Raw genomic sequence first — 12443 nt, 5'->3', positions numbered from 1 at the left:
ACCTACCGGGATCGACCCCACCCACCTGTCCCGGTCCCTTTGCTCTGCTTCAACGGAGGCAACGCTCGGCGGCCGAAAGTGTTGCGCGGGTTGAAGCAGAGCAAAGGGGGCGGCGGAGGTGGGTTGGCCCCGGCGGTCAGGCGCGCTTGCCGAGCGCCGCGTCGACCGCGCTGGCCAGGGCGGCGACGACCAGGCCGACCGAGGGGCGGACCACCGAGTCGTCGGTGCTCACCTGACCGGAGAAGCCGGCGCCGGTGGCGATCTCCTCCAACCGCCGGCGGGCGGTGGCGGCCTCCTCGCCGCTCACCCCCAGCGCGGACTCCATCCGCAGCACGACGACCAGGGTGGCGAGGGCGGCGGTCCGCTCGTCCGGGGCCGCCGCGCCCGCCAGCGCCTCGGCCAGCCGCCGGCGGGTGTCCGCCTCGACCGAGCTGTCCACCACCGGATAACGGTGTACGTGGATGAAGCCGAGTTCGGTCTCGTCGACGTCGCGGACGACCCCCTGGGCGCAGAGGTCACCGAGGATCTTGTCGCGCAGGCCGTGCCGCAGGCGCTGCACCCACGAGGCCGGGGTGTGCGGGGTGTCGGCGCCGATCCGGGCGAGCACGTCGTCGGCGACCGGCTCGCCGGTGGGCGTCGGGTCGACCACGGTCAACGAACCGTCGCCGTACGCGATCCGGCCGGCCAGGGCCAGCTCGACCAGCACTGCGGCGGCCATGCCCAGGTCCAGGCTGATCCGCGGCATGGTCGCCTTGCCGGTCGAGTCGTCGTAGGCGAGGAGCAGCAACTCCTCGGCGAGCGCAACACCAGTCATGGCCGGAGACGGTAGCGGGTCCGCGCACCACCGCGCGCGGACCCGCCGGACCCGGCACCGACCGGGTGTCACGCTCAGAACCGGGGCATGCCACCGAACTGGCGGTCGCCGGCGTCGCCGAGCCCGGGGACGATGAACATCTTGTCGTTGAGACCCTCGTCGATCGAGGCGGTGACCAGGCGCAGCGGCAGGCCGGAGCGCTCCAGCCGCTCGATGCCGACGGGCGCGGCGAGCACGCAGAGCACGGTGATGTCGGTGCAGCCCCGGTCGGCCAGCAGCCGACAGGAGTGCTCCAGCGAGCCGCCGGTGGCGAGCATCGGGTCGAGGACCAGCACCGGCAGACCGGTCAGGTCCCGGGGCAGCGACTCCATGTAGGCGCGCGGCTCGTAGGTCTCCTCGTCGCGGGCCAGGCCGACGAAGCCCATCGAGGACTCGGGCAGCAGGCCGAGTGCGGCGTCCGCCATGCCGAGGCCGGCCCGCAGCACGGGCACCAGCAGCGGCGGGTTCGCCAGCCGGGTGCCCTCGGTGCCGGTGACCGGCGTCTGCACCGGGTACCGCTCGACGGGGAAGGTGCGCGCCGCCTCGTACACCAGCATGGTGGTCAGTTCGTGCAGCGCCGCCCGGAACGTCGAGGAATCGGTGCGCGCGTCCCGCATGGCGGTCAGCCGGGACTGGGCCAGCGGGTGGTCAATGACGTGTACGTCCACGATCGCTCAACCTACCCGTCCGGCCGGCGGCCCGGTGGGGGTGCGGGCGGACCGGCGACCTCGCTCACGCCGGGCACCCGCCGTGACCAAGATCACTCAGCGGTTCCGTGCGTAGACTTCTCGGCATGACGGCGACAACGACGTCGGCCCGGTCGGACCTCTCCGAGCTGGGACGATCCGAGACCGCTCTGCGGACCTTCCTGCACGGCCTGCCCGGCGTGGACCAGGTCGGCGCGGAGCAGCGGGCGGCACAGCTCGGCACCCGCTCCATCAAGACCACCGCCAAGGCCCAGGCGATCGACCTGGCGATCCGGATGGTCGACCTGACCACGCTCGAAGGGGCCGACACCCCGGGCAAGGTGCGCGCGCTGGCCGCCAAGGCGCTGCGCCCGGACCCGGCCGACCCGTCGTGCCCGCACGTCGGCGCGGTCTGCGTCTACCCGGCGATGGTCCCGTACGTCGCCGAGGTGCTGCGCGGATCCGCTGTGCACCTGGCGAGCGTGGCGACCGCGTTCCCGTCCGGCCAGGCGCCGCTGGAGATCAAGCTCGCCGATACCCGGGCCGCCGTCGCGGCCGGCGCCGACGAGATCGACATGGTGATCAACCGGGGCGCGTTCCTGGCCGGGCGGTACCAGGAGGTCTACGACGAGATCGTGGCCACCAAGGAGGCGTGCGGGGACGCGCACCTCAAGGTGATCCTGGAGACCGGCGAGCTGGCCACCTACGACAACGTCCGGCGGGCGTCCTGGCTGGCCATGCTGGCCGGCGGCGACTTCATCAAGACCTCCACCGGCAAGGTCCCGGTCGCGGCGACGCTGCCGGTGACGCTTGTCATGCTGGAGGCCGTCCGCGACTTCCGGGCGGCGACCGGGCGGCAGGTGGGCGTGAAGCCGGCCGGCGGCATCAAGACCACCAAGGACGCGATCAAGTACCTGGTGATGGTCAACGAGACCGTCGGCGCGGACTGGCTCGACCCGGACTGGTTCCGCTTCGGCGCGTCCAGCCTGCTCAACGACCTGCTGATGCAGCGCACCAAGCTGACGACCGGCGTTTACTCCGGTCCCGACTACTTCACCCTGGACTGATAGCCGATGTTCGAATACGCCCCCGCCCCCGAGTCCCGCTCGGTGGTGGACCTCAAGCCCTCGTACGGGCTGTTCATCGACGGCGCGTTCGTCGACCCGACCAGCGGCGGCAGCTTCAAGTCGATCAACCCCGCCTCCGAGGAGGTGCTGGCCGAGGTCGCCGAGGCCGACGCCGAGGACGTGGAGCGCGCGGTCCGGGCCGCCCGCAAGGCGTACGACAAGGTCTGGGGTCCGATGCCCGGCCGGGACCGGGCGAAGTACCTGTTCCGGATCGCCCGGCTCATCCAGGAGCGCTCCCGCGAGCTGGCCGTGCTGGAGTCGCTGGACAACGGCAAGCCGATCAAGGAGTCCCGCGACGTCGACCTGCCGCTGGTCGCCGCGCACTTCTTCTACTACGCGGGCTGGGCCGACAAGCTCGGTCACGCCGGCTTCGGGCCGAACCCGCAGCCGATCGGGGTGGCCGCGCAGGTCATCCCGTGGAACTTCCCGCTGCTCATGCTGGCCTGGAAGATCGCCCCGGCCCTCGCCGCGGGTAACACGGTGGTACTCAAGCCCGCCGAGACCACTCCGTTGACCGCGCTGCTGTTCGCCGAGATCTGCCAGCAGGCCGACCTGCCGGCCGGCGTGGTCAACATCGTCACCGGGGCCGGCGACACCGGCCGCGCCCTGGTCGAGCACCCCGGCGTGGACAAGGTCGCCTTCACCGGCTCCACCGAGGTGGGCCGGGCCATCGCCCGGTCCGTCGCCGGCACCCGCAAGAAGCTCACCCTGGAGTTGGGCGGCAAGGCCGCCAACATCGTCTTCGACGACGCGCCCATCGACCAGGCCGTCGAGGGCATCGTCAACGGCATCTTCTTCAACCAGGGGCACGTCTGCTGCGCCGGCTCCCGCCTCCTGGTCCAGGAGAACGTCGCCGACCGGGTGCTGGAGTCGCTGAAGCGGCGGATGGCCCAGCTCCGCGTCGGCGACCCGCTGGACAAGAACACCGACGTCGGCGCCATCAACTCGGCCGCCCAGCTGGAGCGCATCCGCGAGCTGTCCGACGCCGGGTCGGCCGAGGGCGCCGAGCGCTGGTCCGCGCCGTGCGAACTGCCCGACCGCGGCTTCTGGTTCGCGCCCACCATCTTCACCGGCGTCACCCAGGCACACCGGATCGCCCGCGAGGAGATTTTCGGCCCGGTGTTGTCGGTGCTCACGTTCCGCACCCCGGCCGAGGCCGTGGAGAAGGCCAACAACACGCCGTACGGGCTGTCGGCGGGAATCTGGACCGACAAGGGCTCCCGGATCCTGTGGATGGCCGACCGGCTGCGCGCCGGCGTCGTCTGGGCCAACACGTTCAACAAGTTCGACCCCACCTCGCCGTTCGGCGGCTACAAGGAGTCGGGCTACGGTCGCGAGGGCGGCCGGCACGGGCTGGAGGGGTACCTCAATGTCTGAGCGGGTCGCGGTACGCAAGACGTACAAGCTCTTCATCGGCGGGAAGTTCCCGCGCAGCGAGTCGGGACGGTCGTATCTCGTGCAGTCCTCGAATGTGTCACTGGCCTCCCGCAAGGACGCCCGGGACGCGGTGGTCGCCGCCCGCGCCGCCGTGAAGGGCTGGGCCGGCGCGACCGCGTACAACCGGGGTCAGATCCTCTACCGGGCCGCCGAGATGCTGGAGGGTCGCCGCGAGCAGTTCGTCGCCCTGGGCATCGGAGGCGACGAGGTGGACGCCGCGGTGGACCGCTGGGTCTGGTACGCCGGCTGGGCCGACAAGCTCGCCCAGGTGTACGGCGGCGCCAACCCGGTGGCCGGCCCCTACTTCAACCTCTCCGCGCCGGAGCCGACCGGCGTGGTCGCGGTGGTCGCCCCGGAACGTCCGGCGCTGCTCGGCCTGGTCAGCGTGATCGCACCGGCGATCGTCACGGGTAACACGGTGGTGGTGGCGGCGTCGCCGTCCGAGCCACTGGCGGCGGTGACGCTGGCCGAGGTGCTGGCGACGTCCGACGTGCCCGGCGGCGTGGTCAACATCCTGACCGGCGCGATCACCGAGACCGCGCCCACGTTGGCCTCACACCTGGACGTCAACGCGATCGACCTGACCGGGGTGACCGACGCGTCGCTCGCCACCGAACTGGAGGTCAAGGCGGCTGAGAACCTCAAGCGGGTGCTCCGGCCGGCCCCGGCCGACCACGACTGGACCGCCGACCCGGGCCTGACCCGGATGACGACGTTGCTCGAGACGAAGACGGTGTGGCATCCCAAGGGGGTGTGATCTCGTTCTGTCCTCGGCCTCTGGGGGTTGCCGGTCGGCGGGCGCGGTCATGATCTGCGCAACTTCCGGGATGTTGCTGCCTCCGAGGGGCTGGAGGCAGCAACATCCCTGTTCTTGTGCGGATCTTGCACGGCGGGCGGCGGGCGGCGGGCGGCGGGCGGCGGGCGGGGCTGCGGCGCGGCCGCCGGGACGGGCGGGGCCCGCTTCTACTACCGGGGGTAGGATTGGGGTGTGACTCGGCTGGGCGATCTTGAGCGTGCGGTGATGGACGTGCTGTGGGACGTGGTCCCGGGCACGTCGGACGGTGTGACCGTGCGCGAGGTCGCCGACGCGCTCGACGGCCGCGAACTGGCGTACACGACGGTGATGACCGTCCTCGACCGGCTCGCCGGCAAGGGCATGGTGCAGCGCGAGCGCGAGGGCCGTGCCTGGCGGTACCGGCCGGCGGCCAGCCGCGAGGCACACATCGCCCAGCTCATGCTGGACGCCCTCGACCTGGGCGGCAGCCGGGACGCCGCGCTGGTGCGGTTCGCCCGCTCGGTGACCGGCACCGAGGCCGAGGTGCTGCGGGCGGCTCTGGGCAGCGAGGCCGGCCTTACCGGGCCGGGTACGACCGGCGGCGAGGCGGGGCTGACCGACCGGGTGGATCCGCCGGCGGGCCGACGGCCGGCCGACGAGGCAGCGGAGCGGTAGGCGCGCCATGGCCTACGCCGTGCACTTCGCCGCCACCATGCTGGCCTGCTATCTGACCGCGCAGGTGCTGGCCCGTTCCACCTGGACGTGGCGCAGCCCGCGGGTGGCGATCGTCTGCTGGCAGGCCGTCGGGTTGGCGTTGGGCCTCTCCGCGATGGGGCTGCCGATGGCGCTCGGACTGGCCGCGTACGACCGGCCCACCGGGAGCGCCCTGCTCGCCCTGACCAACGATCTCGTCCACGGCACCCTGCCGGTCGGCGTGACGGCGCTGCACCTGGGCGGAGTCGGGGTGGGCTTCGGCATCGGGGCGGTGCTCGTCACCACGACCGTGCGCAGCATCCACGGCACCATCCGCGCCCAGCGCCGGCACCGGGACCTGCTGACCCTGGTGGCCCGGAACGACCCGGCCGCCCCGGGGGCACTCGTACTGGACCATCCGAGCGCCGCGGCGTACTGCCTCCCCGGCGTGAAGCCGCAGGTGGTGGTCAGCGCGGGCACGCTGAGCCTGCTGGACCGGGCCGAGCTGGCGGCCGTGCTCTCGCACGAACGTGCCCACGCCCACGAGCGGCACGACCTGGTGCTGCTGCCGTTCACCGCGCTGTGCCGGGCGCTGCCGTGGTTCGGCTGGGTCCGCGACGCGCACGAACGGGTCGCCCTGCTGGTCGAGATGCGCGCCGACGACAAGGCACGCGAGCTGCACGCCGAGGCCCCGTTGGCGGGCGCGCTGCGCCGCTTCGCGGCCGCCGGGCACCGGGTCACCCCGGCGGGTGCGCTGGGCCTGGGCGACCGCGACCTCGACGTACGGGTCCAGCGCCTGCTGGTCACCGGCCGCCCTCCCCACGCCCTCGGCGCCACCGCCCTGGCAGTAGCCGCCACCCTGGTCTCCCTCCCCGTAACCCTCTTCCTCACCTAACCCCCTCTCCACCCCGCCCCACCCCAACCCGGGGCGCGGTGATCAAGAGGTTCGCGTCAGAAATCGCGCGCTTCCTGACGCGAAGCTCTTGATCACCGCGTACAAGCGCGTCGGGATATGTAGGCGGACTACGTGTAGTGTTGCTATGGCAAGGGAGCCAACAGCTAGGAAAGAGTCGGCCATGGACACGCTGCTCCTCGCTCGCCTCCAGTTCGCCACCACCACGTCGATCCACTTCCTGTTCGTGGTCGTCACGCTCGGGCTGGTCACCCTGCTGGTCGGCATGCAGACCGTCGGGGTGCTCACCGGCAATCCGAAGTGGGAGCGGCTGACCCGGTTCTGGGGCCAGCTCTACGTGATCAATTACGTGCTCGGCATCGCCACCGGCATCGTGATGGAGTTCCAGTTCGGGCTGAACTGGAGTGGCCTGTCGCGCTACGTCGGCAACGTCTTCGGCGCGCCGCTGGCGATCGAGACGCTTGTCGCGTTCTTCCTGGAGTCCACGTTCCTCGGCATGTGGATCTTCGGCTGGCACCGGCTCCGCAAGGGCGTCCACCTGGCGCTGCTCTGGGGCGTGGCGCTCACCGCGTACGCCTCGGCCTTCTGGATCATGGTGGCGAACTCCTGGCTGCAACACCCGGTCGGGTACGAGGTCCGCGACGGCATCGCCCACCTCACCGACTTCGGCGCGCTGCTCACCAATCCCAGCCTCGGCATGGCCTTCGGGCACGTGGTCTCCGCCGCGCTACTGGTCGGCGGGATGCTGCTGGCGGCGGTCAGCGCCTGGCACCTGATCCGGCGTACGCCCGACTTCGCCCTCTTCCGTACGTCGCTGCGGATCGGCCTGGTCACCTCGGCGCTGGCGATCACGCTGGTGCAGGGCTTCGGGTTCGCCCAGTTCGGGCCGGTCGGCGAGGTGCAGCCCACCAAGTTCGGTCAGGGGCCGGAGGCGCAGGCGTTGATCGCCGACTGGACCGCCCGGTTCGGCCCGGGCGACTACACCCCGCCGGTGCTGGCGAACGTCGGGCTCGGCTTCATGATCCTGATCGGCTTCACGCTCGGCTGCGTCTGGTTCCTGCTGCCGCTGCTCTTCCGGGACTGGATCATCCGGCTGCGCTTCCCGCTCTGGCTGATCCTGCTCGGCGCACCGCTGCCGTTCGTGGCGGTGATTCTCGGCTGGATCGCCCGGGAGGTCGGCCGCCAGCCCTGGGTGGCGTACGGGCTGCTCCCCACCGAACAGGCCGTCTCCGGCGTCGGCGCGCCGGTGATGCTCACCTCGCTGATCGGCTTCAGCCTGCTGCTGGGCACCCTCGCCGTCACCAACTGGGTGCTGCTCGCCCGGCACGCGGCCCGAGGCGCGGTCGACCCGGCGCTCGGCCGCCCGCCGGCACCACCCACCGAACCGGCCCAGCCGGAACCCGTGCTCGCCTGAGGAGATCACCCGTGGACCTCGCCTGGTACGCCCTGCTCGGCCTCTTCTTCGCCAGCTACCTGGTGCTCGCCGGCTACGACTACGGCGTCGGGTTGCTGCTCGCCCGGGGCGGCGCCCCGGCCGGACGGCGGGCCGCGCTCACCGCCCTCGGCCCGTTCTTCCTCGGCAACGAGGTCTGGCTGGTCGCCACCGTGGGCATCCTGTTCGGAGCGTTCCCGGTGCTGGAGGGGGAACTGCTCGCCGGCTGCTACCCGGCGGTCGCCGGTGCGCTGGTCGGGGTCGTCCTGGTCACCGCCGGGGTGCAGCTGCGCAGCCGGCCGAGCGACGAGCGGGTCCGGGCCCGCTGGGACCGGGTCATCGTGGTCGGCAGCGCGCTCGCCGCGCTCGGCTGGGGTGTGCTGCTGGCCGCGCTGCTCCAGGGTGTGCCCCGCGCGGCCGACGGGCACGTCCTGGGCGTGTCGCACCTGGCCACCCCGTTCGCCGCCGCCGCCGGGCTGGCCATGCTCGCCCTGGTCGCGGTGCACGGTGCGACCTTCCTCACGCTGCGCCTGCCGGCCGACGCCGCCGCCGTGGCCGGGCGCACGGCCACCCGACTGATCCCGGTGGCACTCTGCGCGGTCGCCCTGGCCGCCGTCGTGGGCCTGCTCTCCGCACGGGTACGCGACGCCGTCCAGCGACCGGCGTTGGCCGTACTCCTGCCGGTGTTGCTGGTGGCGGCGCTGCTGGCGGCCCGCGCGGCGCTGGCGCGGCGGCGGCCGGGCTGGGCCCTGATCGGCACCGGCGCGGCCCTGGCGCTACCGGTGGCGCTGGTCGGCGCGGCCCTCTGGCCCTACGTGCTGGTCTCCACGGCGGACCCGGGCGCCTCGCTGACGGTGGCCGACGCCGCCGCCAGCGCGCCGACGTTGCGTCTGCTCGGCTGGGTGGCGCTGCCGCTGCTGCCGGCCCTACTAGGCTTCCAGGCGATGTGCTGGTGGGTTTTCCGGGGACGGACCGACGGTAGGGCACCGGTGTACTGGTGAGACGCCGTCCGTTCGACCCGCGTCTGCTGCGTCGGGTCCCTGCGGCCCGGCGCGACCTCGCCGTGCTCGCGCTTCTCGGCGTGGTCGCCGCCGTGTTGATCGTGGCGCAGGCCACGGCTCTGGCGGCGGTGCTGGCCACCGCCTTCGACGGGCGTCTGAACCGGCCGGCGCTTGCGGGTTTCGGGCTCGCGGTCGCCGCCCGCTCGGTGCTGGTCTGGGCGCAGGGCACGGTGTCCGCGCGGGTCGCCGCCACGGTCAAGGCCACCCTGCGGGCCGACCTGCTCGGCGCGGTCGGTCGGCACGGGCCGGGTTGGGTGGCGGGGCAGCGGGCCGGCGAGCTGGCCACCCTGACCGGGCGGGGCCTGGACGCGCTGGACGCGTACTTCACCGGTTACCTGCCGCAGCTGGTGCTCAGCGTGACGGTGCCGGTGGCGGTGCTGGCGCGGATCGTGTTCGCGGACTGGAGCTCGGCGCTGATCATCGCGTTGACGCTGCCGCTGATCCCGGTCTTCGGCGCGCTGCTGGGCTGGCAGGCGCAGGCCGCCACCGAGCGGCAGTGGCGGCGGCTCGCCCTGCTGGGCGGACACTTCCTGGACATGGTCGCCGGGCTGCCGACGCTGCGGGCGTTCGGCCGGGCCCGGGCGCAGACCGAGGTGGTCCGCCGGATGGCCGACGGGCACCGGGTCGCCACCATGAAGACGTTGCGGATCGCGTTCCTCTCCGCGCTGGTGCTGGAACTGGTCGCCACCCTCTCGGTGGCGCTGGTCGCGGTGCCGGTCGGCATCCGGCTGCTCGGCGGCGGGCTGGCCCTGCACACCGCGCTGCTGATTCTGCTGCTCACCCCGGAGGCGTACCTGCCACTGCGGGCGGCCGGCAGCCGCTTCCACGCCAGCATGGAGGGGCTGACCGCGCTGGACGAGGCACTCACCGTCTCGGCCGCGCCGGCCACCCCCCGCGCCGCCGAGGGCGCGGCCGTCCCCGACGGGCGCGGTGAGATCCACCTCGAGGCCGTGACCGTGGCGTACGAGCGGACCACCGCGCTGCGCGACGTGACCCTGACCATCCGGCCCGGCGAGCGGATCGCCGTCATCGGGCCCAGCGGCGCCGGCAAGAGCACCCTGCTCGGTCTGCTGCTCGGGTTCGTGACGCCGACCGCCGGCCGGATCACCGTGGGCGGGGTCGACCTGGCCACCGCCGACCTAGACGCCTGGCGTCGACAGCTCGCCTGGGTGCCGCAGCGCGCCCACCTCTTCGCCGCCTCGCTGACCGACAACATCCGGCTCGGCGCGCCGGACACGCCAGCAGGAGCGGTCGCCACCGCGGTACGCGACGCGGCCCTGGACGACGTGGTCGCCGGCCTGCCCGACGGGCTGGACACGGTGCTCGGCGAGCGCGGCCACGGGTTGTCCAGCGGGCAGCGGCAGCGGGTCGCGCTGGCCCGGGCGTTCCTGCGGGACGCCCCGGTGGTGCTGCTCGACGAGCCCACCGCCCGGCTGGACACGGCCAGCGAGGCGGTGGTGCTCGACGCCACCCGCCGGCTGGTCGCGGGCCGGACCGCGCTGCTGGTCGCACACCGACCGGCGCTGCTGGCCGACGCGGACCGGGTCCTGCGCGTCGAGGACGGGCGGATCACCGAACTGACGCCCGAGCCGACCCCGAAGGTGACCCGATGAACACCGTGCCCGCACCGGTGGATCCGGCACCGGACGCCGCCGCGGCACCGGCCGGGCGGGTCGCCGCCGAGCGTGCCGTCCTGCGGCTGGCCCGCCCGTACCTGGGTCGCCTGGCCGGCGCCGGGCTGCTCGCCGCCGCCACCGAGTTCGCCGGTCTCGCCCTGATGGCCACCGCGACCTGGCTGCTGATGAGCGCCGCCGGGCGACCCCCGCTGGACCGCCTCACGGTGGCGATCGTCGCGGTCCGGGCCCTCGCCATCAGCCGGGGTGTCTTCCGGTACGCCGAGCGGCTCGCCGGGCACGACGCGGTGCTGCGCATGATCACCGACGTACGCGCCCGGGTCTTCGCCACCCTCGCGGCCCGCCGCCACACCCGGCACCGCTCGGGGGACGTGCTGAGCCGGCTGGTCTCCGACGTCGAGGCGGTCCAGGACCTGCTGCTGCGGGTCCTGGTGCCCGGCGCGGCGGCGGCCCTGGTCGGGGTGCTGGCGGTGGCCGGGGCGGCGCTGATCTCGCCGCCGGCCGCCGGGGTCCTCGCCGTCGGCCTGCTCGTCGCCGGTGTGGCGCTGCCCGCGCTGGCCACCGTGGTCACCCGACGCAGCGCGGCCGAGGTGGCGCCGCTGCGCGGCGCGCTGGCCACCGACGCCGTGGACCTCACCCACGGCGCCGCCGACCTGGCCGCGTTCGGGGCGACCGACGCCGCGCTGCGCGCCGCCGAGCAGCGGGCCGACCGGCTGGCCCGGCTGGAACGCCGGTTGGCGGCCACCGGCTTCGCGGTGGACGCGGCCGGCGTGCTGGTCGCCGGGCTGACCGCCGCCGCCGTGGTGCTGGTGGCGTTGGCCGCCGACGTGCGGGGCGTCCTGGTCGGGGTGCTGGCCGTCGGCACCCTCGCTGCCGTGGAGGTGGCGCTGGCCCTGGTCTCGGCCGCCCGGCAGTGGACCCAGCTGCGGCCCGGCCTCGCCCGGGTCGCCGCCCTGCTCGACGCCGCCCCACCCGCGTACGCACCGCCGACCGCCGGGGCCCAGCCGACCGGCCCGCACGACCTGCGCTTCGCCGAGGTGAGCGTGCGGTACCGGGCCGGCGCAGAGCCGGCGCTGGACCGGGTGAGCCTGGACCTGCCCGCCGGCCGACGCATCGCCGTGGTCGGTCCGAGCGGCGCCGGCAAGAGCACCCTGGCCGCCGTGCTGACCGGTGCGGTCCACCCCACCGCCGGCCGCGTCACCCTGGCCGACCGCGACCTGTCCACGTACGGCGAGGAGGAGCTGCCCCGGGTGGTGGGTGGGCTGCTCGCCGAGGCGTACGTCTTCCACGCCACCGTCCGGGAGAACCTGCTGCTCGGCCGGCCCGGGGCGAGCGAGGCCGAGCTGACCGGGGCGATGACGGCCGCCGGACTGCTGGACTGGGTCAACGCCCAGCCGACCGGCTGGGACACCCTGGTCGGCGAGGAGGGCGGCCAGCTCTCCGGCGGTCAGCGGCAGCGCCTCGCACTCGCCCGCGCCCTGCTCGCCGCGCCGCCGGTGCTGGTTCTCGACGAACCCACCGAGGGACTGGACCCGGCCGCCGCGGACGCGGTGCTCGCCTCCGCTCTCGCCGCCACCCCGGCCGGGCACTCGGTCCTGTTGATCAGTCACCGGCTCAGCGGGTTGGCCGGCCTGGACGAGATCGTGGTCCTGGACGGCGGTCGGGTGATCCAGCGTGGCCGGCACGCCGAGCTGGTCGCCACGTCCGGCTGGTACCGGGACCAGTGGCTGCTCCAGGCGGCGGCGGAGCGCGGGTACCTGGCACTGACGCCCTGAGCTGTCTCGGGGACGGACCAGGGTTCTCCCCGACGTGGACGCGTTCCGCCCGTGGCA

11 protein-coding genes are annotated in these 12443 nt (G+C 73.8%); 9 read left to right on the top strand and 2 right to left on the bottom strand.

Annotated elements, in window-relative coordinates; translation table 11 throughout:
• Nucleotides 1-136: 136 nt before the first annotated feature.
• Both ACN263_RS02810 and upp read right to left on the bottom strand, forming a co-directional pair.
• Nucleotides 137-814, bottom strand: a complete 678-nt coding sequence (locus ACN263_RS02810) for a GOLPH3/VPS74 family protein (protein ID WP_422738266.1) — start codon at nucleotides 812-814, stop codon at nucleotides 137-139.
• Nucleotides 815-888: 74 nt separating this feature from the next.
• A complete protein-coding gene (gene upp, locus ACN263_RS02805) occupies nucleotides 889-1521 on the bottom strand; it encodes a uracil phosphoribosyltransferase (RefSeq protein WP_422738265.1) in 633 nt (210 codons plus the stop codon).
• 125 nt (nucleotides 1522-1646) lie between these two features.
• On the opposite strand from upp, the gene deoC reads away from it, so the two are divergent.
• The 9 genes from deoC to cydC all read left to right on the top strand — a co-directional run bounded on the left by deoC (nucleotide 1647) and on the right by cydC (nucleotide 12386).
• Entirely contained in the window at nucleotides 1647-2606 is a 960-nt protein-coding gene (deoC, locus tag ACN263_RS02800; protein ID WP_422738264.1) for a deoxyribose-phosphate aldolase, read from the top strand.
• 6 nt (nucleotides 2607-2612) lie between these two features.
• Entirely contained in the window at nucleotides 2613-4043 is a 1431-nt protein-coding gene (locus ACN263_RS02795) for an aldehyde dehydrogenase family protein (RefSeq protein ID WP_422738263.1), read from the top strand.
• Nucleotides 4036-4860, top strand: a complete 825-nt coding sequence (locus ACN263_RS02790) for an aldehyde dehydrogenase family protein (RefSeq protein ID WP_422738262.1) — start codon at nucleotides 4036-4038, stop codon at nucleotides 4858-4860. Before ACN263_RS02795 ends, ACN263_RS02790 begins: the two co-directional genes overlap by 8 nt.
• 231 nt (nucleotides 4861-5091) lie before the next feature.
• On the top strand, nucleotides 5092-5553 hold the full coding sequence (locus ACN263_RS02785) for a BlaI/MecI/CopY family transcriptional regulator (RefSeq protein ID WP_422738261.1): 462 nt from the start codon (nucleotides 5092-5094) through the stop codon (nucleotides 5551-5553).
• A gap of 7 nt (nucleotides 5554-5560) precedes the next feature.
• Nucleotides 5561-6466: a M56 family metallopeptidase gene (locus ACN263_RS02780; protein ID WP_422738260.1), complete on the top strand. Its 906-nt coding sequence runs from the start codon at nucleotides 5561-5563 to the stop codon at nucleotides 6464-6466.
• Between the two features lie 181 nt (nucleotides 6467-6647).
• Nucleotides 6648-7898: a cytochrome ubiquinol oxidase subunit I gene (locus tag ACN263_RS02775; protein WP_422738259.1), complete on the top strand. Its 1251-nt coding sequence runs from the start codon at nucleotides 6648-6650 to the stop codon at nucleotides 7896-7898.
• A gap of 11 nt (nucleotides 7899-7909) precedes the next feature.
• The gene (locus ACN263_RS02770) at nucleotides 7910-8917 is read left to right on the top strand and encodes a cytochrome d ubiquinol oxidase subunit II (RefSeq protein ID WP_422738258.1); all 1008 of its coding nucleotides are present in this window, start codon (nucleotides 7910-7912) and stop codon (nucleotides 8915-8917) included.
• Nucleotides 8914-10590: a thiol reductant ABC exporter subunit CydD gene (gene cydD / locus ACN263_RS02765; RefSeq protein ID WP_422738257.1), complete on the top strand. Its 1677-nt coding sequence runs from the start codon at nucleotides 8914-8916 to the stop codon at nucleotides 10588-10590. Before ACN263_RS02770 ends, cydD begins: the two co-directional genes overlap by 4 nt.
• On the top strand, nucleotides 10587-12386 hold the full coding sequence (cydC, locus tag ACN263_RS02760) for a thiol reductant ABC exporter subunit CydC (protein ID WP_422738256.1): 1800 nt from the start codon (nucleotides 10587-10589) through the stop codon (nucleotides 12384-12386). The genes cydD and cydC overlap by 4 nt, the downstream gene beginning before the upstream one ends.
• The last annotated feature ends 57 nt before the right edge of the window (nucleotides 12387-12443 follow it).

Origin of the sequence: Micromonospora sp. WMMD729 (genome assembly GCF_049315225.1) — a bacterium.
GTDB lineage: Bacteria > Actinomycetota > Actinomycetes > Mycobacteriales > Micromonosporaceae > Micromonospora.
The sequence above is the reverse complement of the archived record's forward strand: the minus strand, read 5'-3'. Positions and strand labels throughout refer to the sequence as shown.